This window comes from Microbacterium sp. 71-36 (assembly GCF_001898305.1).
GTDB lineage: Bacteria > Actinomycetota > Actinomycetes > Actinomycetales > Microbacteriaceae > Microbacterium.
The window spans coordinates 131,836-153,121 of record NZ_MKTP01000002.1 but is presented as its reverse complement, the minus strand read 5'-3'; the positions used below and the strand labels follow the sequence as shown (position 1 = coordinate 153,121).

At 69.3% G+C, this 21,286-nt stretch carries 16 protein-coding genes; 1 reads left to right on the top strand and 15 read right to left on the bottom strand.

The window, feature by feature from the left end; genetic code table 11:
• Positions 1-1,404: a bifunctional dTDP-4-dehydrorhamnose 3,5-epimerase family protein/NAD(P)-dependent oxidoreductase gene (locus BGO45_RS09325; RefSeq protein WP_292693261.1), complete on the top strand. Its 1,404-nt coding sequence runs from the start codon at positions 1-3 to the stop codon at positions 1,402-1,404.
• A 36-nt stretch (positions 1,405-1,440) separates the two neighbouring features.
• Here the strand turns inward: BGO45_RS09325 and BGO45_RS09320 are convergent, their stop codons facing one another.
• From BGO45_RS09320 to BGO45_RS09250, 15 genes are read right to left on the bottom strand one after another with little or no spacing between them, the layout of a single operon-like run.
• Positions 1,441-3,990, bottom strand: a complete 2,550-nt coding sequence (locus tag BGO45_RS09320; RefSeq protein WP_292693258.1) for a hypothetical protein — start codon at positions 3,988-3,990, stop codon at positions 1,441-1,443.
• Positions 3,990-4,553: a hypothetical protein gene (locus BGO45_RS09315; RefSeq protein ID WP_292693256.1), complete on the bottom strand. Its 564-nt coding sequence runs from the start codon at positions 4,551-4,553 to the stop codon at positions 3,990-3,992. Before BGO45_RS09315 ends, BGO45_RS09320 begins: the two co-directional genes overlap by 1 nt.
• Before the next feature lie 55 nt (positions 4,554-4,608).
• Positions 4,609-5,370 carry an ABC transporter ATP-binding protein gene (locus tag BGO45_RS09310; protein ID WP_292693252.1) on the bottom strand — a complete coding sequence of 254 codons (762 nt, stop codon included), beginning with the start codon at positions 5,368-5,370 and terminating at the stop codon, positions 4,609-4,611.
• Positions 5,354-6,235, bottom strand: coding sequence for an ABC transporter permease (locus tag BGO45_RS09305; RefSeq protein WP_292693250.1), 882 nt, complete (start codon positions 6,233-6,235; stop codon positions 5,354-5,356). The genes BGO45_RS09310 and BGO45_RS09305 overlap by 17 nt, the downstream gene beginning before the upstream one ends.
• A complete protein-coding gene (locus BGO45_RS09300) occupies positions 6,232-7,089 on the bottom strand; it encodes a sugar phosphate isomerase/epimerase (protein ID WP_292693247.1) in 858 nt (285 codons plus the stop codon). The genes BGO45_RS09305 and BGO45_RS09300 overlap by 4 nt, the downstream gene beginning before the upstream one ends.
• Positions 7,086-7,853, bottom strand: a complete 768-nt coding sequence (locus BGO45_RS09295) for an NAD-dependent epimerase/dehydratase family protein (protein WP_292693245.1) — start codon at positions 7,851-7,853, stop codon at positions 7,086-7,088. The genes BGO45_RS09300 and BGO45_RS09295 overlap by 4 nt, the downstream gene beginning before the upstream one ends.
• Positions 7,850-8,662 carry a glycosyltransferase family 2 protein gene (locus tag BGO45_RS09290; RefSeq protein WP_292693242.1) on the bottom strand — a complete coding sequence of 271 codons (813 nt, stop codon included), beginning with the start codon at positions 8,660-8,662 and terminating at the stop codon, positions 7,850-7,852. The genes BGO45_RS09295 and BGO45_RS09290 overlap by 4 nt, the downstream gene beginning before the upstream one ends.
• Positions 8,655-9,647, bottom strand: a complete 993-nt coding sequence (locus BGO45_RS09285; protein ID WP_292693240.1) for a glycosyltransferase — start codon at positions 9,645-9,647, stop codon at positions 8,655-8,657. The genes BGO45_RS09290 and BGO45_RS09285 overlap by 8 nt, the downstream gene beginning before the upstream one ends.
• Positions 9,634-10,791 (bottom strand): FAD-binding oxidoreductase, encoded by a 1,158-nt coding sequence (locus tag BGO45_RS09280; RefSeq protein WP_292693237.1) that lies wholly within the window; start codon positions 10,789-10,791, stop codon positions 9,634-9,636. The genes BGO45_RS09285 and BGO45_RS09280 overlap by 14 nt, the downstream gene beginning before the upstream one ends.
• The gene (locus BGO45_RS09275; RefSeq protein ID WP_292693234.1) at positions 10,788-11,171 is read right to left on the bottom strand and encodes a GtrA family protein; all 384 of its coding nucleotides are present in this window, start codon (positions 11,169-11,171) and stop codon (positions 10,788-10,790) included. The genes BGO45_RS09280 and BGO45_RS09275 overlap by 4 nt, the downstream gene beginning before the upstream one ends.
• On the bottom strand, positions 11,168-12,559 hold the full coding sequence (locus BGO45_RS09270; RefSeq protein ID WP_292693231.1) for a hypothetical protein: 1,392 nt from the start codon (positions 12,557-12,559) through the stop codon (positions 11,168-11,170). The genes BGO45_RS09275 and BGO45_RS09270 overlap by 4 nt, the downstream gene beginning before the upstream one ends.
• Entirely contained in the window at positions 12,549-14,789 is a 2,241-nt protein-coding gene (locus BGO45_RS09265; protein WP_292693229.1) for a hypothetical protein, read from the bottom strand. Before BGO45_RS09265 ends, BGO45_RS09270 begins: the two co-directional genes overlap by 11 nt.
• Positions 14,786-16,879: an acyltransferase family protein gene (locus tag BGO45_RS09260; RefSeq protein ID WP_292693226.1), complete on the bottom strand. Its 2,094-nt coding sequence runs from the start codon at positions 16,877-16,879 to the stop codon at positions 14,786-14,788. Before BGO45_RS09260 ends, BGO45_RS09265 begins: the two co-directional genes overlap by 4 nt.
• On the bottom strand, positions 16,876-20,331 hold the full coding sequence (locus tag BGO45_RS09255; RefSeq protein ID WP_292693223.1) for a glycosyltransferase: 3,456 nt from the start codon (positions 20,329-20,331) through the stop codon (positions 16,876-16,878). Before BGO45_RS09255 ends, BGO45_RS09260 begins: the two co-directional genes overlap by 4 nt.
• Positions 20,328-21,281, bottom strand: a complete 954-nt coding sequence (locus tag BGO45_RS09250) for a glycosyltransferase family 2 protein (protein ID WP_292693220.1) — start codon at positions 21,279-21,281, stop codon at positions 20,328-20,330. Before BGO45_RS09250 ends, BGO45_RS09255 begins: the two co-directional genes overlap by 4 nt.
• Positions 21,282-21,286 lie beyond the last annotated feature (5 nt).

Sequence of the window (21,286 nt, the reverse complement as noted above, 5' to 3'; positions counted from 1 at the left end):
ATGACCCTCGCCTTCGACAAGACCCTCGCCGTCACGACCACCCCGATCCCCGGCCTGCTCGTTCTGGACCTGCCCGTGCACGGGGACGCGCGCGGCTGGTTCAAAGAGAACTGGCACCGCGAGCAGATGACGGGTGAGGACCTCGGCCTGCCCGACTTCGGTCCGGTACAGAACAACATCTCCTACAACCACGCGGTCGGGACCACCCGCGGCATCCATGCCGAGCCGTGGGACAAGTACGTTTCCGTCGCCACCGGGCGCGTGTTCGGAGCATGGGTCGACCTGCGCGACGGCGACAGCTTCGGCGCGGTCCACACCGCGGAGATCGACCCCTCCACGGCGGTCTTCGTCCCCCGCGGTGTCGGCAACGCCTACCAGACCCTCGAGCCGCGGACCGCCTACACCTATCTCGTCAACGACCACTGGTCGCCCGACGCCTCCTACACCTGCCTCAACCTCGCCGACGAGTCGGTCGCGATCGACTGGCCGATCCCCCTCCGCTCGGTGGAGATCAGCGAGAAAGACAAGGGGCACCCGCGCCTGACGGAGGTGACCCCGATGGCGCCGAAGAAGATCCTCGTGACCGGCGCCGACGGTCAGCTCGGCCGCGCCCTGCGCGCCCTCTACGGGGACCATCCGTGGATCGAATACACCACGCGGGAGACGCTCGATCTCACGTCCCCCGACCTCCCCGCCGCCCGCCGATGGAGTGACGTCGCGACCATCATCAACGCAGCGGCCTACACCGCCGTCGACACCGCCGAGACGCCCCGCGGACGCGTGGACGCGTGGACGACGAACGTGACCGCCGTCGCCGCCCTCGCACGCATCGCCACACGTCACGGCATCACCCTCGTCCACATCTCCAGCGACTACGTCTTCGACGGCACCAAGGACGGCGCCTACACCACGACCGATCCCGTCTCGCCCCTCGGCGTCTACGGACAGACCAAGGCCGCCGCGGACGCCGTCGTCAGCACCGTCCCGCGCCACTACATCCTCCGCACCAGCTGGGTCATCGGCGACGGCGAGAACTTCGTGCGGACCATGACCGCCCTCGCCGAGCGCGGCATCGACCCGATGGTGGTGGACGACCAGACCGGACGTCCGACCTTCACCGTCGACATCGCCGCCGCCGTCCGGCGACTCCTGGACACCGGCGCGCCCTACGGGACTCACCACGTCAGCGGCACGGGAACGCCCGCGACCTGGCACGAGATCGCCCGGGAGGTCTTCCGTCTCACCGGTCACGATCCTGCGCGCGTGACGGCCGTCTCGACCGAGGAGTACTCCGCGGGATCCCGCGGACCGACGGCGCCGCGCCCCCGCAACAGCGTCCTCGAGACCGACGGGCTCGACGCACCGTGGCGAGCGCGCCTGGTCGGGTACCTCCTCGGGCGGTGAGGCGAGCGCGCGCCCCCGGCCGATCGGGATCGCGGGTCAGCGGGTCGGTGAGACGCTCGGCGTCGCGGACGGGCTCGTGACGGGTGTCGGGCTCGGCGTGGGCGACACGGTCGGCGGGGCCGTGGGCGTCGCCGACGGTGCTGCCGAGCGCGCTCCCGTCGAGGAGGCCGCCCCCTCCACGAACCCGCCGCGGGCTCCGGTCCACGAGATCGTCCCGTGTTCGAAGTCCTGGCTCCAGCCGCCGCCCGCACGCGGGTAGGCCGCCGTCGTCGGGTAGCCGAGCTGCCCGCCCTCGGCCCCCAACGAGGTCCACGTCTCGAGGAGTCCCCCGTCGATGCGCACCGCCGCCGTGTTCGGCGACCACACGATCCAGCCGGTGTCGAACTGCTGCTTGCAGCCGCCCCCCGTCAGCTTGCACACCGCATCCGCGCGGGGCCAGCCGAGCGTTCCGGCGTTGTATCCCTGACGGGCGTACTCGTCGCGGATCGGGCCGCTCAGCAGTATGTCCTTGCCGTCCTTGACGTACAGGGCACCCTTCTCGAATCCCTGTGCGACGCCCACGCCGTTCCCGTCGCGCGCCTGCGTCGGCCCCGTGGGGTAGCCCAGCACGCCCTTCTCGGCTCCGCGGGCCGCGTACGGCACGGCCACGGCCTTGTCGACGCGCACCGCTCCGAGGGAGGACGTCCAGTAGATGGATCCGCCGTCGAAGGGCTGGACGCAACCGCCGCGATCGAGACCGCAGACCTGCGCGCCCGTCGGCCATCCGAGCGGACCCCAGTTGTAGTTCTGACGCGCGTACTCGTCACGGATGGCGCCGAACATCTGGATCGCCGTGTCGCTCGCCGGCGGCAGATAGATCGCGCCGCCCGTGAAGCCCTGGACGATCCCGTCGCCGTTCCCCGAGCGCGGCAGCGCATCCGTCGTCGGATACCCCATCCGCCCCTTCTCGAACCCCTGGGCCGAGTACTGGGCGAAGATCGCGCCGTCGACGACGTGCGTGCCGCCGGTCGCGGTCCACAGGATCGTCCCGTTCTGGAAGTCCTGGCGACAGCCCGACGAGCCGCAGGACTGTACCGACACGGGCCAGCCGAGTCGCCCGTCGCTGTACCCGGCCGCCGCGTAGGCATCGCGGATGCCACCGAACATGTGGATGCCCCAGCCGTTGCGCCAGTAGATGGCTCCGCCCTCGAAGCCCTGGACCCAGCCCGTGCCGTTGACGGTGCGGTACTGCTCCGGACCCGTCGGGTAGCCGATCGTGCCGCCGACGCCGCCGAGCGCGTCGAAGCTCTGCTTGATGCCGCCGCGCACGGCCCACGTGCCGCCGCCCGCCGACCAGAAGATCTCGCCGTTCTGGAAGACCTGGCTGCATCCGCCGCGCGGGAGGCCGCACGACTGATCCGTCATCGGCCATCCGAGATCGCCCGAGGGACCGCCCCAGCGCTGATACTCGGCGAAGATCGAACTCGACACGATGCGGCCGCCCGCCACCGACGACCAGTAGATCGCGCCCAGCTGGAAGTTCTGGATCCATCCACCCTGGTTGACCGTCGACCACGTCGCCGTGTCGGTCGGGTAGCCCAGGTACCCGTTCTGCTGCCCGCTCTGCTGGTAGAGCCCCCAGATCCCGCCGTCGACCTTCTTGGCACCGTTGTCAGTGGTCCAGAACACGCCGCCGGACGCGAAACGCTGCTGGCACCCCGTCCGGGCATCGTTGCACTCCACCCCGGACGTCGAGGCCCCGAGGGAGGGGTTCGCGTCGCGCACGGCCTGGATCTCCGCCTCCGGAAGCGATGCCGTCGGGTCGCCGAACCACGTCGACCAGAACAGGAAGAAGTTGCGGTTGCCGTAGGCGGAGCACCCGTCGCCCTCCCCCCACTGCGCCCGCAGCGCCGCGTCGTTGGGGGTGTACGGGGTGTAGATGTAGAGGGCGGCGGTCGCCTGGTTGACGATGTACACCGACTTCCGGCCGCACGACTGGTTCGGCGAGTACAGGATGCTGTTGGTCATCCCCGCCTTGTACCAGTAGCTGTCGGCGTACTTCTGGTAGATCTTGAACTGGCGTGCGGCGCCGTAGATCTGGTTGAACAGTCCGTAATAGGCCGAGTCGCAGGCGGCGGTGTCCGGGCATCCCTGCCCGGTGGCGGCCTGGTACCGGCCGGCGCTCGGGTTGTCCATCGTGACCAGGCTCTGTTCCTTCTCGAGGAGGACGAGGAGGACCTTCTGGCTGATGCCGCAGGACCGCGCGACGCCATCGATGATCTGGGCGGCCGTCTGGCGCACGCCCCCCTGGTATCCGCTGCACAGAGCCGACTCGGCGGACTTCGCCACCGTCGTCGTGACGTAGTCCTTCAGGCAGTTGCGCGAACAGCGGTTGCCCTTGGTGTTCAGGAAGTTCTGGACGTCGCCCGCCGTCATCGTCGACGTCGAGTAGAAGTTGGCATCCGACACGATCTCGCCCGCGTCGAAGTCGCGCGCATCGGCCGCCTGTGCCGCCGGGGCGGGTGCCACAGCGACGAAGAGACCGGCCGAGAGCACGGCGATCACGAGAAGTCCGAGGGCGCGCAGCGCGATGAAACGAGGGAGCATCACTGATCCTTGCCGTATCCCAGCGTCACCGCGCCGGACGTCGCCGCGGTGGTGGGAGATGAGTAATCGAACCAGATCGTCCAGTCGCCGGGCGTCAGTTCGGAAGCGGGAATCGTCTGGAAGCCGCACGAGACGTTCTGCCCCGTGGGGGTGGCCGGTGCCGTCGATTCGCGCACGATGTCGCCCTGCCGCGCGTGCAGGACACAGGTTCCGCCCTCCTCGACGACGTCCTGGACGAACGCCGAAGCCGAGATGCCCCGGTCGTCCGCCTGCCAGGCGGCCAAGATCAGCGACGCGGTCCCGATGGTGGCGCTCGGCGCCGGCCCCGGCGAATCCGACGCGGAGGCGGAGGGAACCGCCGGTGCGGGCGTGAGCGAGGGGGCGAGCGGAGTGGGGGTGTCGAGCGGGGTCGCCGACACGTCGCTCCCCGTCGGAGCGGGTGAGGACGAGGCATCCACCGAGCTTCCGGAGAACACGCCGCTGACCGTGGCCACGATCAGGAGGACCACGACGACGAGGACGACGCCTCCGACGGCGATCCCGACGCGCGCACGCAGGCTCATGCGCACAGCCTAACCGGGATGTGACGGATGTTGCGGGTGTGATTTGTGAGGAACGTCACTCCGCCGACGCGCGCAGCGCCGCCACGGCCTCGTCGATGGGCCCGTCGAACAGCACCGTTCCCGAGCGCATCACGACGCCCCGACGACAGATCTGGCTGACCGTGGCCAGGTCATGACTGACGACGACGAGCGTCTTCCCCGCCTCATTGAGCTCGCGGATCCGCTCGATGCATTTGTGCTGGAACGGCTCGTCGCCGACGCTGAGGACCTCATCGACCAGCAGCGTGTCCATCTCCGTGTGGATCGCCACCGCGAAGGCGAGGCGCACGAACATCCCGGACGAGTAGTGCTTGACCTCGGTGTCGATGAATCGCTCGATGCCGCTGAAGGCCACGATCTCGTCGAAACGCGCATCGGTCTCGGCCTGGGACATCCCGAGGATCGCGGCGTTGAGATACACGTTCTCCCGCCCGGACAGGTCGGGGTGGAATCCCGCGCCGACCTCGATCAGCCCGGCGACGCGCCCGCGGGTGAGCACCTCGCCGCTGTCGGGGACGAGCACGCCCGAGATCAGCTTGAGCGACGTGGACTTGCCCGAACCGTTGAGTCCGAGCAGCGCGACCGACTCGCCCTGATCGATCGTGAACGAGACGTCGTCGAGAGCCAGGAAGTCGTTGGAGATGGGCTTGCCGCGCGTCCACGCGACGAAAGTCTCCTTCATCGAGTGCGTGTGACGCAGCACGAACCGCTTCGTCGCCCGCGACACGACGATGGCCGCCGAGTCCGGGTGTGCGCTGGTGTCAGAGATTCTGGGCAAAGGACTTCTCCAGGTTCCGGAAGACGATCTGGCCGATCACCAGGAGCACGAGGGAAAGCCCCAGGCCGATGAGCCCGAACAGGATGTTGTCGCTCCCGATGAGCGAGCCGACCTGCGCGGACTGGTCGGTGGTCGGGAACCAGACTCCGTAATGCATCAGCCCGACCGCACCCGTGATCGGGTTCAGCTGGTACAGCGTCAAGACCCAGTCCGGAACCACGCCGCGCACGAGCGAGATGTTGTACAGCACCGGTGAGAGCCACGTCGTGAACAGCAGGATCAGTTCGACGACGTTCTGCGCGTCGCGCAGCCCCACGTTGATGGCGCCGAAGAGCAGACCGAGACCGAGCGCCAGGACGACGATGACGAGCATCGCGAGCAGGATGCACAACACCTGCAGGAGCGAGGGATGCCATCCCACGAAGCCGCACACCACGAGAAGCACCAGCAGCTGGGGCAGGAAGTTGACCAGCGCGATGATGACGGATGCCACGGGGAACAGCTCGCGCGGCAGGAAGATCTTCTTGATCAGCTCGGAGTTGTCGACCACCGCCCGAGTGGAGTTCCCGAAGGCCTCGTTGAAGAGGTTGATCAACACCAGCCCGGAGAACAGGTAGATCGGGAAGTTCGGCATCGAGCTGTTCAAGCCGAGGAATCCGCCGACGGCGATGTAGTAGACCGCGAACTGCGCAGCCGGCTTGAGGTACGACCACAGCCAGCCCAGCACCGAACCGCGGTAGCGGATCTGGACGTCCTTGCGGACCAGCAGCCACAGCAGATGACGGCGGGCGATGACGGACAGGAGACCGAGGGAGGCACCGGGGGCGACGAGGGGGGCCACGCCGCGTGCCGTGTTGTCGCTCACGCCGCTCCGCTCGCCGGGTCGAGGTCGAGACCCGCGCGGACCGCGGCGGCGCGCGCGAGGTCGACGGCGGACTCGACGCGCGAGACGGCCTCCCCGGGGTCACCGGGGCGCATCTCGATGGAGACGGTGCCGGAGTAGCTCGTTTCGGCGAGCGCCCGGAACGCGGAGACGTGGTCCACGACATCCCTCTCGATCGGCCCGAGGTCGGGCGCACTGACGTGATAGTGGCACAGCACGTCGGCGGCCGAGCGCACCGCCTCCGCCGGAGTGTCACCGGCCAGTGTCATGCCGGCGACATCGAGGTGCAGCCCGAAGCCGGGGTGCGCGACCGCGCGGACGAGTCGCTCCCCCTCCGCGGCGGTCGTGACGAAGTCGCAACCGTACTGCGGCGGGTTCGGCTCGATGCAGAAGATCACGCCGGCGTCGGCGGCACGGCGCCCGAGCTCGCCGAACACCGCGATCGCGGCATCCTGGATCTCTTCGTCGTCCATCCCGGCGGGACGGCGCCGGTTGCGCGGCGACCCGAACACGAGACGCCCCGCCCCCATCCTTCCGGCGAGGTCGATGAACGCGCCCAGACGTTCGACAGTCGCCCGCACCACGGCCTCGTCACCGAAGATCGACAGGTCGGGGTACCCGAAGAGCATCGACTGGAAAGCCACGACATCGATGCCGTGCGCTTCCCAGAAGCCCCGGTAGTCGGCGATGGCGGCGTCGGAGACATCGGTGGGATCCTCGAAAACCTTCGTCGGTGCGATCTCGACGCGGCGGACGCCACGGTCGCGGAGCGCACGGGCGACATCGGCCTCTTCGGTGGCATCCCAGGCGATGTTGGAGACGGCCAGGCCGATCATCGTGCGCGCTCGCTCTCGACGAAGGAGGTGACCGCCTCGACCACGTCGTCGGCGGATGCCAGATACCCGTCGTCGCGGCCCCAGAGCCCGCTGTGCCGGGTGCGCATGTCGTAACGGCCGGCTGCGCCGTTCTCCGGAACGTCGAGCTCCACGCCGAACGCCTCTCGCGCGAGCCGGGCGGTCGACACGGGCTCGGTGGCGAGGTTCACCAGGTCGAGACCGGCGGCGCGGGCCACCTCGATGTCGTCGGCCAGGCGGCGCAGGTCGTAGTACTGGAACTCGCCGCCGGGGTGGATCCGGTCGACGTTGTTGTCGTTCATGAGGTCGAAGATCACGTTCTTCTTGATGCCGGGGCCGAAGAGACCCGGCAGGCGCACGACGAGGACGTCGTCGAAGTTCGCGCGGGCGAACGCCTCGAGGCGCAGGCGATGCAGACCGTAGGGATGGAGTCCCTCGGTCTCGACGACCGTGTCCTCGTCGACGTCGACGGGGCTGCCGTAGACGTCGACGGTCGAGATGAGGACGAGGCGCGAGGCCTGGAACGACGTCAGGATCCGCTCGAGGTCCGTGATGTGAGCGGCATCCGTCTCGGGATCCTGGTTGATGCGCCACTTCTCGGCCTTCGCGGCGGAGAAGACGACCTCGTCGTACGAGCGACCGGCGACCTCGTGGACGTTCGCGGAGTTGAACCGATCGTCGAACGTGCGCGAGCGCAGGAGATTGCCCCCGACGAACCCGGTGTAGCCGATGAGGGCGCTGGTCATGCGGAGACGTCCTTACGTGCGGCGGGCGAACGGTAGGCCCCGCGGGCGGCGCGGAAGAGCACACCCAGGACGTGCGCGTTCCCGCGGATGGGGCTGATCTTGGTGGGCACCTTCCCCCGGGGATACGTGCGCGTCACGGGGGTCTCGACGGTACGGAACCTGGATGCCCGGCCCGCCTCGATGGCGAGATGGTAGTGGAGCTCGTACGTCTGGAAGACGTCGCGGAACACGTCGACCTCGGGATCGGCCAGGAGGGCGGCGCTGTAGCCGCGGAAGCCGTTGGTCGTGTCGGTCTGACGCACGCCCGATGCGAGGCTGATCAAGGGCGCGTGCAGGATGCGCAGACCGATCAGGCGCGAGAGCGGAGTGTTGACGGCCTTGCCGCCGGGGATGAACCGCGATCCCTGGATGTGGTCGTAGCCCGCCCGCAGCAGGCGCGCGAACTCGGGGATGGCCTCCACCCCGTCCTTGCCGTTGCCGTCGATGGCGATGACGCCGGAGTACCCCTGGTCGAGCGCCCACGCGAACGCCATCCGCATCTGCGCGCTGAGCTTGCCCGGGCCCGTCTTCGTCAGCAGCGCCCGCACCCCCGTCTCGCGCAGATACTCGTGATCGAGGGATCCGTCCGTGCTTCCGCCGTCCGCGACGATGATGTCGACGTCGGCGGCGAGGGGGCGCATCCGCAGAAGCTGCTTGCGCACCTTCTCGCCCTCGTTGATCACGAACACCGCCACCAGGAGGTCGGAGCGTCGTTCGTGGAACTCGTCGGCGCGGTACTCGGGGACCGCGCGCCCGGCGATGTCAGACAATGTTGCGCCTCGTCTCGTCGGCCAGCAGCCGATCACTCGTCAGTTCTTCCATCACGAAGTAGGCGGGCTCCCGCCGGGACTCGGCCAGGAGGCGCGCGATGTACTCCGAGATCACCGCCAGCGACAGGAAGAGGACGAAGAACATCACCGCCAACTGGAGGTTCGTCGTCGTCCATCCGCGCTCCACGCCGTCGGCGGAGAGGAAGGTCACGACCACGTAGATGGCGTACAGCAGGTTCAGCGCGGCCACGGCGATGCCCGTCGCAGAGACGACCCGCAGCGGTCGCACCGAATAGCTCGTCACCATCTCGACAGCGTCGTGCGCCGCCGAGAACAGGCTCCGACGCGGCGCGGACACCGTTCGCGGCGCGTACGACAGGTCGAAGATCGAGTAGCCGATGTGGCGCATGAGGTGGCGCAGGTAGCGGTACTGGCGGTCGGAGCTGGAGAGCGAGTTCACGGCTCGACGCGTGAAGCCGGTGAAGTACGTCGCCCGGTCCGGGATCACGATGCGCAGGGCCTGCTTGTTGTACCAGTAGAACAGCGACCGTCCTGCCCGATGCAGAGGAGACCCTCCGATGCGGGTCGTGCTCAGGCCCTGGACGATGTCGTGCCCCGACATCAAGGCCGCCACGAACGACGGGATCAGAGTGAGGGGATCCCGACCGGCTTCGAACACGACGACGTAGTCGCCGATGGCCGACTCGATCCCGCTGAAGAGCGCCGTGTCGTAGGGGAACCGCCGCGAAAGGCGCAGGATCCGCACGCAGGGGATGTCCGTGAGCAGTTCCCGCAATGCGGCGACGGTCTCGGGGCGCAGCCCGTTGTCGACCACGATGAGCTCGTAGTTGGTGTAGTGACGCTCCAGCATCCGTTGGGTCTCGAGGACCGTGCCGCGCACGTCGTCCACATCGACATCCACCACCGTGATGACACTGACGAACGCGTCGATGCGCGCGGAAGGAGCGGATTCAGGTCGGGTCATTCGAGGGATCTCCAGGAGCGGCCGTTCCGAGGTCGAGGAGGGCCGTCACCTCATGCAGAACGTCATTGACGTTGTCTATCTTGCCTCCCATGATGCACACATAGCCTGGGAGGCTGGGCTCGGCCCGGACGAGGATCGGTCGGCTGTCCGTCCGGTCCTGATCGGCCAACACGGCTTTGACCTCGCGCACGGAGTCGACGTACTCGGTCGCCCCGAGCGCCGGCACGTAGCGCCGGACGTCCGCAATCATCTCACGAAACGTGCTCGCCCCCTCTCGGAGCGATCCGATGGAAGGAATGGGCCGGTCATCGGGCACGGCATCGGTGTCGGTCCACCTCAGGTGGGGCGTGTACCGCACGTGCGAAAGGGTGTGCAGGCCGCGGGAGGGGAACGGCATGATCGAGAAGAACGGCCCGTCCATCACCGTGAACGCCGATCGCCGGAACCGCTCGGGGAGTCGGACCAGCGCCATCTCGGTCACCTCCAACTGCAGCGGAACCGGCGGGATGCCGGAGGCGCGGTGCAGCGGATTGATCTGCGAGTAGACCGAACTCACGACGAAGGGCGCCCGCGCCGTGCCCGCCGCGGTGTGGACCGCGAGCGCTCCGGACGAGCGGGAGATCCGATCGACGCCCTCGCCCAGACGGACATCGATCCCGCCGACCGCCGCGATGCGCGCGAGGACGAGCTCGCGCAGCTTGCGCGAATCGAACGCCCACTCCTCCGCTTCCCACGCCCGCTCGATCAGCGGTGAGAACGCGCCGGCGACATCGGGGTCGCCCACGGGGGCGAGCGTGGCGCCGATCCGGTCGGCGAAGACCTCGAACTGCCGGGCCGTCACCTTCGACATCCTCCGCGCCACGGCGTAATAGTGCGTGAAGTCGTCGTCGATCGCCTCGCGGTACTCCTCGGTCCACGTCCGGGAGCTCACCCGCGACCGGTACGCCGTCAGGATGCTGCGCGGATAGTGGTAGCCGTTGTGCACACGCGCCTGGTTGACGTAGGACGCACGGTTCATGGCCTCGGGCTCGCGCTCGAACACGGCGACACGCTCGAGCCCGAGCTCCTCGCGCACGTACAGCGCGATGCGCAGTCCGAAGAACCCCCCGCCGATGACGATGAAGTCGTACGTGGAATCGCTCATGACCGGTACATCGCACGACGGGCGACGAAGTTCCAGGCGTACACGAACACCGTCGCCGCCACCTTGGCGACGATGTAGTTCCAGCCGAGCACGTCGACCTGCAGCCACATCAACAGCGTCAGCAGGCCGAGCCCGAGGAGCCCGATGATCCCGAACAGGCCGAAACGCGTCCATCCCGAGCGGAGCTTCGGGTCGCGGAAGACGTATCGCTCGCTCAGGAAGAAGTTGACCACCAGCCCACCGAGGAAGCCGCAGATCGCCGAGACGAGGTAGTTCACGTGGAACACCTCGGTGAGGAGGACGAGCGTACCGAAGTCGACCACCAGGCCGACCAGTGCGACCCAGAAGTACTGCAGGGTCTGGACCATCAGGCGCTTCATGCCACGACCGCCTCTCCCGCGACAGGCGGACGCACGGGCGCGGCCCCGGAGGCACGTCGCGTGAACACCGCGACCAGCGCCGCAGCGGCGGCGACGCCGACGGCGGTCGGAACGGCGCGGTACACGAAGAAGAGGTGGATCTGCGAGTGGTTGTTCAACAGCTCGAACCACATCGGCACCAGCAGCGCGGCGGCCGCCATCGCGGCGAACGCGCCGAGGCGCACCCATTCGCGTCGCACGAGCATCCAGACCAGACACGCGATGAGCGTCACCAGGGCCGCGACCGCGACCGCCGGTGCCGTGGGGATCGTCTCGAGCCAGAACTGGGTGTTGCGGCGCGTCGCCTCGAGAGGACCCGGAAGCACGAGACCGTCGACCTGCCCCTGGAGCCGGTTGCCGATCACTCCCAGGATCTCCTGCCAGGCGGAATCGCCGAAGGTGGCCACCGCGAGGACCCACCGCGTCATCCAGGTGGCGCCGTAGCCGACGACCCAGCCGATCGCCGCGATCCCGCCCGCCGCCCACAGCCCGCGCAGGCGGCCGCGCCCGGCGCTCCAGCGCGCGGCGACGACGGCGAAGACGAACAGGGCCCACGCCACCGGCGGATTGAGGAGGTAGTCGACGAAGTTGAACACGCTCGCGACGGCCGCCGCTCCGAGGAACACGAAGGGCAGCGGTTCGCTCCCCCATCGCGCCCCCAGCCCCATCCCGGTCAACAGCACGGCGAAAGCCAGCGCGTGGGGGAAGGAATCCGTGGGCTGGGTCAGCACGTTCGTCGACAGCACCAGGGGCAGCAGCACCAGGGGGGCCACGCGCGACACGTGACGGCTGAGCATCACCGCGGCGAAGACGAGGGCGGCGGCGAACAGGACGGCGATGACGATCCGCACCATGCCCACCCCGCCGAGGAGAAGCAGCGGGCGCGTGAGCGCGGAGTAGCCGTTCCAATAGCGGTTGTAGGACAGGAAAGGCGCGTCGGCGCCCGCGGCGATCTGCCCCAGCGCCGGCACGGCGGCCGAGCAGGTGCCGAGGTGGCGCCCGGCCAGAGCGGCATCCCACAGACCCGCTCCCACCGTGGGGACGTTCATCGTCAGCGCGATGCACTGCGTGTACGCGTCGCTCACGCCCGCGAAGGGGAACGCCGGCACCGCGTGGCCGATGCCGTCCGACGGGTAGTCGGCCGTGGACCACAGGTTCTGCGTCAGCCCCTGCTCGAGGGCCGCCACGATCGGGGCGTGCGGCAACGCCGCGGCCCAGAGGTTCGCGAGGAGGAAGATCAGCTGGAGCAGCAGGTACACCGCGAGCAGCACGAGCAGCCACGCGCCGACACCGCGCTGACCGCGCGCGGCCGCGAGGAGGGCGGCGTACCAGGGCCGTTTATCGGGCACAGATCTCATTGGTCTTGTTCCAGAAGCAGTAGTTCAGGTCGATGAGTTGATCGTTCTCGCGCGGGACGTCCAGCGTGCGGTACCGCGCCCCCGTCACTTCCAGTGTCGCCTGCGGTGCGACGCCGTCGATGAACGGGTGGACCGTGACGCCGGCGGATCCCGGCAGAACCGGGACCGTGAGGGACCACGATGTCTCGTCCGGCGGCAGCACCTCACCGCTGAGCGAGAGGGCCGATCCGCTGACACCGAGGTAGAACCGGGGAAGTCGGTTGAGGACCGGGAGCGAGCCCCCGGATGCCGAATAGTCGACCGTCAGCTCGAAATAGCGCACCCGGTCGCTGTCGTTCCCGGGCAGCGTGAAGCTTCCGTCGTCGCCGATCGTGATCTCCTGCGAGGGAGCGTCCTGCGGGGTGGAGACGTCGTTGCGCAGCCACAGCAGATGGCTGCCCGTGACCACCGTGAGGGTGTAGTCCTGCAGGAGGGTCGCGTAGAACCGCGGGTACCGGCCCCACAGCCATTCCTCGTAGATGGTGTAGTTCGGGTTCGAGGTGATCACGGCTTCGGGTCGTTCCGTCGCGAAGGCGTTCTCGTAGGCGTCCCGTCGTTCGGCTCCGAGGGCGTGGATGATGTAGTCCTCGCCGCCGGGCGCCGGCACGAGTTCGCGTCGTTCGCTGTTGAACAGGCTCGAGTAGGTGGCCCAGATGCGCGCGCCCTCGGGGATGCGGGGCAGGATCTGATCCATCGCCCCCCGGAACCCGGGACCCGCCACGTCGTAGTCGTCCTGACCCGGTGCCGCGATCGCGGCCGAGACGACCTCGCGCTTGGGGATCGCCTGGAAGACGGGCACCCGGGCGACCGCGCTCGTCCCCAGGAACACGACGGCCGCGGCCACCAGGGCGATCGCCGTCGCCGCCCGCCCCGCGACGGCCCACGAGAGCCCTCGACCCGACCGGATGCGCGCCTCGACGCGAGCGATCCCGGTGATGACGAGCGCTGTTCCCACGCCGCTGGCCACGGCGGCGGCGTTGCGACCGAACGGCGCCAGCTGGAGCGTCAAGGAGAGGTAGCCGAGCACGGCGGCGAGCACCGCGATGCCGGCGAGAGCCAGCATCGCCGCCGCGGGGACGATGCGAGGGTGCACCGCGCCGGTGCGACGGGCGATCACCAGCAACAGGATCGCCACAGCGCCGGTGATGAGGTAGCCCGGGACCATGGCGTGCAGGTCCAGCGTCGGTCCACCACGCAGGTCCCACGCCAGCGCATCGGGGGTCAGGACGATGTTGGGGATCGTGCCGAACACCCACCCCTGGTCCGCCGGGATGTCGACGAACGCATACCGCAGCGCTTCGACGGCGTGGCCGCCCGTCAGGACGGTGAGCACCAGCAGGACGGATGCCACGGCGGCCACCGCATCCACGGCGCTCTGCGCGAACGGACGCCATCCCCAGCCGAGCCGCCGGAGGTTCTGGAAGAAACGGACCAGGAGGAAGGCGCCGATGGCGGCGACCCCCTGCTCGCTCCCGAGGGCGACCGACACACCCAGCAGCGCGTACGACACCAGCAACGGCGTGTCGGCCTGCAGGAATCCTCCGACGGTCCTGCGTCGGCGTGCGGGCCAGAGCATGGCGGCCGCGAGGAAGAGCACCGTGGTGGATCGGATGCCGACCATGGAATTGCCCGGGTCGACGAGGTTGAGCTCGGGAACGGTGTTCGACATCGCGACGAAGACGCCGAGTGCGATGACGGCCCGGGTCCACGTGCCCAGCAGCGCCCGGAAGAAGAGCGCGCCGCTGAGGGCGAACAGGAAGGGGCTCAGGAGCCACCGCGCCATCTCCGACGCGAAGATGTTCTGTCCGAACAGGACGAAGAGCGGGTAGTGGATCCACGGCATCCCCACGCCGTGGAAGAAGGGGAAGTCGCGTCCGGGCAGTTCCCCGTCGGCGAGACGTCGGAGCGGGTTGTAGAGCTGGAACGCGCCGTCGAGCGCGTAGCCCGAGAATCGGGTCGAGTGATCCAGGGCCTGGAACACGCTGATGACGGCCTGGGCGAGGAGGAACACCGACGAGACCACGAACAGGGCGAGGACGATCCACCGCGTCCAGGTCCCCGTCTCGACGACCGCTCCGCGGAAGGGCACTCCGAGGCGCCGCCCCCGCCGTCCGGCTGCACGGTCGGCGGGATCCAGGCGTCCGGGGGCGTCCGCGATGTCAGCGGCGGCGGTCGTCGTCATGAGGCGGCCTCCAACTCCTGCAGCGAACTCGAGAGGAACCCCGAGAGGGTCATCGCGAAAGCCTGGAGCATGTGGTTCTGGTCGATGAACACGGGAATGCCGCCCACCACGGCGTGGCACAGACGGTCGTCGCAGATGTAGCGGTTCGGGTCGAAGACCGCGACCCGGGGGGAGCCGATCTTCTCCGCGGCCGTGACCATGGGGTCGGGCTTGCTCAGAACCACGTCCCGCGGACTCGCGCACGGGTCGCTCTGGCCCCGCTCCCTTCCGATGCATTCCAGGACGGTGCCCTGGTTGAGGAATGCGGTGTCCGCCAGCACGAGGACACGTTTCCCGGCGTCCAGCCACGGCTGCCACGAGCGCACATAGTCGTCGCTGATGTCCTGACCGGCCGTCGGGGTCCCGTCGACATAGCCGTACTCCCTGGACAGGCTGGAGTACAGGACGGTCCCGATGTCCGCGCGCCCGGCGATGTAGGAGATGGCCTGCTCCGCCCACGGACGGCATTCCTTCGCCTTCTCGGGTGCCCAGAGCGGCACGACGCGATCGTCGAAGCCGATGGGCATGCAGCCCGACTGCGCCACCGACACCACACGCCACCCCTCGGTCGCCGCGAGCTTCGCGAGCGGGGCCGTGTAGTGGACCGCGTGCGAGTCGCCCATCAGCGCGACGGTGCGCGTGGCCTGATCGGCCGGCGGACCGTAGGTGCAGACGGTGAGGAGGGGGGCATCGGCGGGCGTCTCGCACTGCGGGTCGTAGCCGGGCACCGAACCCCCCTCGGCGCCGAAGGTGAGGGACAGGGCGTCGGGGTACTGCAGATCATGCGAGTCGGCGCAATCGTCGACGGCGGCCAGGGCGCCGAAGCACGGCGCGGGCGAGAACGCGGCGGCGGACAGCCGGTCGCTCGCACTCTCGCGGAGCGTCGCGGAGGCGGCGATGGGCACGAGCCCCACACCGGCGACGAGCACCATGGACACCCCGGTCGCCGCCAGCGTGACCCAGGATTTGCGCGACGTGAGGACCCGGGCACTGCGCACGGGATCCTCGACCCACCGTTTGCTGGCCCACGCCACGAGCACACTGAGGACGATGATGCCCACCCGCCACACGTCCCCGATCTGACGCCCCACGATGAACGGGATCAGGATGATGAGCGGCCAGTGCCACAGGTAGAGCGAGTAGGAGATGCCGCCGACGAACTGCAGCGGGGCGAATCCGGTCGCGTCGTTGAGGTTCGGCCCGCTCCCTCCGCTGCGAGCGGCGATCACCAGCGCGGTCGAGACGACCGGGAGCAGGGCGATCCACCCCGGGAAGGCCATGTCGGGGGTGATGATGAGGATGGAGGATGCGAGCCCTCCCCACCCCAGCCAGCTCGCCCACACGGCGACCGGGGCGGGCAGACGGCGGGAGGCGAGGACGATCGCGAGGAGACCGCCGGCTGCGAACTCCCACGCCCGCGTGAACGTGGAGAAGTAGGCCACGCTCGCGTGCGTGCCCGAGATCGCGAGACTGTAGATCAGCGACCCCAGGAACACCAGGCCCAGCACCGCGCCCGCGAACGGCAGACCACGTCGACCGAGTCGGCGGGCCACGAGGTACGCGAGGACGATGAGCAGCGGCCAGACCAGATAGAACTGCTCCTCGACCGACAGCGACCAGAAGTGGGTGACCGGCGACGGCGAACTGGCCGACGTGAAGTAGTCCGTCGCCTGCACCAGGAGCAGCCAGTTCACGCCGTAGACCGCAGCGGCCGCGATCTGCTGAAGCGGGAGCTCCCACTGCCCCAGGGGCACGAGACACAGCACGCCGACGGCGGAGACGACCAGCACCAGCATGCTCGCCGGGAGCAGTCGCCGGGCGCGACGTGCCCAGAAGGCCCCGAGGCGCACGCGCCCCGTCGCATCGGCTTCGCGGAGCAGGTGCGCGGTGATGAGGTACCCGGAGATGACGAAGAAGACGTCGACCCCCACGAAACCGCCCGGCAGCCGCCCGGGCCACAGATGGTTCAGGACGACGACGACGACGGCGAAGGCGCGCAGCGCCTGGATCTCCGGGCGGAAGTCACGGGCCGTCGCAGCCTGAGCGCTCACGCGGGCTCACCCAGGGCCACGGATTCTCCGCGGATCCATGCCGCCAGGCGCGCGGTCCACGCGCGACGTTCGGCGTCCTCCGCCGCGAAGTCCTTGAGGTAGCGCTCGGGTGCGTCGATGAAGGTCGCGAAGTCGTCCGGAAGACCGAAGATCTCGGCCTTCTGGGCGTAGTACGCGCTGCGGCGCAGCAGGAAGGCGGGGACACCCAGGGCGTTCATGGTCATCGCCGTGTGATACGAGCAGGTGATGGCGGCATCCAGATCCAGGCGCGCGACGCCCTCCGGCGTGGGCTCCCCCGGCGCGGTCTCCAGCGAGATCCGGGCGAGGTCGACCACGTCGAACGTGGCGAACGGGAACGTGTCGTCGAAGAGACGGAGTGCCGCGAGCGTGTCGACCACCTCGGCACGGCGATCGTCGTACGCGTTGAGCAGGGTCACCCGGGCGTCGGGATGCCGTTGGAGGACCTCCCCGAGCATCTCGGAGATGTGCGCGATCACGTCGTCGCCGACATATCCGGATGCGTTGATGTGCAGACCCAGCCGGAACGGCCGATCGCTCGGCGTGGGCGGTGCGGCCTCCCACGCGGAGATGATCTCCCAGAGGTCGTCGAAGGTGTGCGCCGCGCGATCGCCGAGGGCCGCGCGCACACGCGCGAACGACTGGCGGTCGCGCGTGCCGAAGGCGCTGACCTCCCGCCGCTCGGCGAAATCGACGATGTGCGGGACGATGAAATCGTCGATCTGCATCCCGGAGAACAGGAAGGTCTCGGCGCCGAGCTGATCGGCCATCGCGTCGATGACCGCGATGTAGCCGGGCCCCCACTCCTTGTTGAGGTAGCCGCCGCCGACGACGTGCGTCGGCCACGCCGCGCCCTCCGCGGACGGGGTGGGCGCGAGCCACTCGGGTATCTCCTCGTCCGGGCGGTGGAAGAAGACGATGTGCCGGGTGCGATACCAGTCGCGGAGCGCGGCCAGGTGCTCGGGAGAACCCGCCGATCCGACGTGGAACACGCTGACCGGGGTGCGGTCGGGTGCGGATTCGGCCCATTGACGCAGCACGTTCTTGTGCTGGAGCACGTCGCCGTAGTTGGCGTAGCCCGCAGAGCCGGCGAACATCAGCACCCGGGGCGCGTCCGACGCGAGGAAGCGGAGGGTCTCGTCGTCCGCGACGAAGCGGATCTCCGGCTCCTCGGGGGACACGGCATCCGCTTCCCCCTCCGGGTCCGCGAGTCCGTCGAGATAGTGCGGGACGGATTCCATGCCCTCGTCGAACGCCTCGACCGAGAACTTCGCGCGCACCAGGTCGTGGGCGGCCTGCGCGCGGTCGCGGGACTGCTCGACGTCGGACAGGACCGCCTCGAGGGCGTCCGCGTAGAGGCCGGCGTCGTCGAAGCGTTCCACGGGGTAGCCGGTGCGCTCGTCGAGCACCTCCCCCACACCGCCGACCAGGGGGGCGATCGCGGGGACCCCGACCGTCATCGCCTCCAGAAGGGTGTTGGGCACCCCTTCCCACTCGCTCGTCATGAGGTAGACGTCGTACCGGTCGAGCGCGACCTCGCCGATGTGCGAGTACGCCGGGTGCCGAACGGCCCCGGCCGCGTCCAGCCGCGCGAGGTGCGTCTCGAGGTCGGGGTCGCCCATGACGGCCTCCCCGTAGTAGTCGATGCGCACGGGGAGACCGCGACGCACGATCTCCTCGGCGACGTCGGCGAGGACGTCCAGCCGCTTCTGCAGATCGAAGCGCCCCGCCCACAGCACGCGCAGCGGCGCCGAGTCCGAGATCGTCCGCGACGCGCGCGCCACCATCGGCAGGTCGGGGACGATCTGATGCTGCACCCAGAACTTCTCCCGGTCGTAACCCTGTTCGCGCACCATCGTCTCCGCGAAGGCACGGCTGTCGACCAGGACCGCCTGCACGGGGTCGAGGAACCGCGGATGACGGTAGAACAGGACCGATGTGCGCTCCCCGTCGGGCGTGCGATCCAGCACGAACGTGGATACGAAGATCGCGATCTTCCGCGAGAGCACGCGACCGAACCGTTCCACGACGTCGTACCCGACGGTCGAGTTGAACAGGTGCATGGTGCGGGGCGCGGCCTGCGTGAACAGCTGCGGCAGAAGTCGGCTGACCATCCACTCACGGTCGACATGACGAGAGAGGAAGTCGCGCAGCTCCACCACCCGCACGCCCTCCGGGACCTCCGACAGACGCGTGGACCGGTCCGGCTCGGTCGTCAGCAGGACGATGCGCGCGTCGGGACGCGTGCGCCGGACGGAGGCGATGTACTGCAGCATCACCCGGTCGCCGCCCCCGGTGCGCACCCACGGGCACACGAACAGGAAGTCCGGGGCACCACCGAAGGCGCGGAGCATCCCCCAGTAGGCGGCAGCGCGTTCGCGGTCCCACTCCCCCCACGGGTGCCCCCACGGCGAGTACCGTGCGACGGCGTCGGCGCGGGGGAAAGGCACCTCGGGCTCCAGCCGGTTGGCGGCCGCCCATTCGTGGTGCAACCATTCCTCGCCGACGATCGCGGACGGGACGGGCGCGATCGGGGCGCCTTCGCGGCCGATGCGCCGGACGACACGGCGGGCGACCGAGCGTGTTCCCCGGGCGGTGTCGCGCAGAGCGCGCCGGACCGGGAAGGGCACGACCTCGCGGAACACGTCGCGACCGGTGCGCGGGATCGCGCGCGGAAAGAGGCGGGCATCGTTCAGAGCGGCCTCCGCGCGGTCGAGCGAGGAGAGGAAGCCGACCGGAGGCAGCAGGTTGTCCCCGTGCGCGGCGAGGAGCGATCCGGGGCGTACCCGGTAGAACATGGCGGTGCGGGGGGCGACGACATGCGTGAACCCGGCATCGAGGGTCTCGAGGTTCCACGCCCAGTCCTCGGGGCCGAGGCCGAGCGTCGGCGGGAGGTAGAGGTACGGCACCGTCTCGAACACCGCGCGAGAGGCGATCACGCAGGCGTCCCACGGGTTCACCGCGGCCAGCAGTCCCGGCGGGAAGTCCGGAGCGTCGCCGGCGACGAGGTCCCAGCGCGTGTGACGCGCACCGAAGGAGATGATCGTCTCGGGGTGCACGATCGTCCGATCGCCGTGCGCGCGGACCTGCTCGAGCCCGTCGATCAGCCACCGCGTGGAGATGAGGTTGTCACCGTCCAGCACGGCGATGACCGGGGCGGTCGCGGCGGCGATTCCGTCGTTGCGCGAGAGGCCCAGGTCGCCGTTGTCGACCTCGAGGACCTGCAGTTCGACGTCGCCGAGCGTCGCGGAGTCCGCGTGCGCGTCGAGGACCCGGCGGGTCTCTTCGTCGATGCGATCGGCGACGATCACCAGTTCGACCCGGATGCCGCTCTCCCCGGCCACGTCCGCCGCGGCGCGGACGGAGCGGAGGGTCGGGAGCAGGATCCGTCCTTCGGCGTGCGCGGGGACGACGACGGAGATGTCGGCGGTCATGATCTCCCTCCGCGACGCAGCACGCGTCCGGCGAATCGTCTCAGCCGTACGGCGAGCTGTCGGTCGTGTCGGTTCTCGAGGCCGCCGAAGCGGTCGTCGAACCCGTCGAGTCGGCGATGCAGCTCGTCGAACCGATCGTCGAGGAAGCGGGTGAGGTAGAGAGGGATGCCGGTGCCGTCGCGTTGGATCGCGACACGCAGCTCGCGGTCGCGGACCTCCCGGTCCGCGCGCCGATGGGCGTCGTGCTGGGTGATGACGGAGTTCCCGAGCACGCCCGTGAGGCCGGGCCGCTGCCGCCAGAAGGCGAGAGGCTCATCGGCGAGGAATCCCAGCGGGCCGTGCACGGCGAGCCGCACGTTGCACTCCCAGTCGCCGACGACGGCGAGAGCCTCGTCGAACAGGCCCACGGCCTCCAGGGCGGTGCGCCGGTAGAGCAGGGAGATGGGGACGCAGCAGTTGAAGCGCAGCAACTGCGCGAGGGTGACCTGGGTGAGTTCGGGCAGGAAGATCTCGCGCGACAGCTCGCTCACCCGGTCGCCTTCGATCCGCTCCCACACGATCTCGGTGCGCACACCGACCGCGGGGGCGTCCGGATGCTCCGCAAGCCACGCCACGGTCCGCTCCAGGAAGCGCGGATCCCACGTGTCGTCGTCGTCGTGGATGGCGATCCAGGGGTTCTCGGATGCGCGGATGGCGGCGTTCGCCGCAGCTTCCATGCCCGCGGACTCCCGGTGGTGGATGACCCGCACGCGCCCGTCCCACGCCGCGGACCTCGCGGCCACGAGAGCATCGACCGCGTCGGGATCGCCGCCGTCGTTGACGACCGTGAGGAACCAGGAACGGTGCGTCTGGCCGAGCACGTCGTCGAGGGCACGCGCGAGCAGCAGGGAACGATCCTTGGTGCGCATCACGATGTCCACCGTCAGGTCGTCGTGACCGTGCACGTGCATTCGGG

Excerpts from the sequence above, each read along its gene's own strand:
- BGO45_RS09325 (WP_292693261.1), top strand. The coding sequence starts at position 1 with ATGACCCTCGCCTTCGACAAGACCCTCGCCGTCACGACCACCCCGATC.
- BGO45_RS09320 (WP_292693258.1), bottom strand. The coding sequence starts at position 3,990 with ATGCTCCCTCGTTTCATCGCGCTGCGCGCCCTCGGACTTCTCGTGATC.
- BGO45_RS09315 (WP_292693256.1), bottom strand. The coding sequence starts at position 4,553 with ATGAGCCTGCGTGCGCGCGTCGGGATCGCCGTCGGAGGCGTCGTCCTC.
- BGO45_RS09300 (WP_292693247.1), bottom strand. The coding sequence starts at position 7,089 with ATGATCGGCCTGGCCGTCTCCAACATCGCCTGGGATGCCACCGAAGAG.
- BGO45_RS09295 (WP_292693245.1), bottom strand. The coding sequence starts at position 7,853 with ATGACCAGCGCCCTCATCGGCTACACCGGGTTCGTCGGGGGCAATCTC.
- BGO45_RS09285 (WP_292693240.1), bottom strand. The coding sequence starts at position 9,647 with ATGACCCGACCTGAATCCGCTCCTTCCGCGCGCATCGACGCGTTCGTC.
- BGO45_RS09280 (WP_292693237.1), bottom strand. The coding sequence starts at position 10,791 with ATGAGCGATTCCACGTACGACTTCATCGTCATCGGCGGGGGGTTCTTC.
- BGO45_RS09275 (WP_292693234.1), bottom strand. The coding sequence starts at position 11,171 with ATGAAGCGCCTGATGGTCCAGACCCTGCAGTACTTCTGGGTCGCACTG.
- BGO45_RS09265 (WP_292693229.1), bottom strand. The coding sequence starts at position 14,789 with ATGACGACGACCGCCGCCGCTGACATCGCGGACGCCCCCGGACGCCTG.
- BGO45_RS09255 (WP_292693223.1), bottom strand. The coding sequence starts at position 20,331 with ATGACCGCCGACATCTCCGTCGTCGTCCCCGCGCACGCCGAAGGACGG.
- BGO45_RS09250 (WP_292693220.1), bottom strand. The coding sequence starts at position 21,281 with ATGCACGTGCACGGTCACGACGACCTGACGGTGGACATCGTGATGCGC.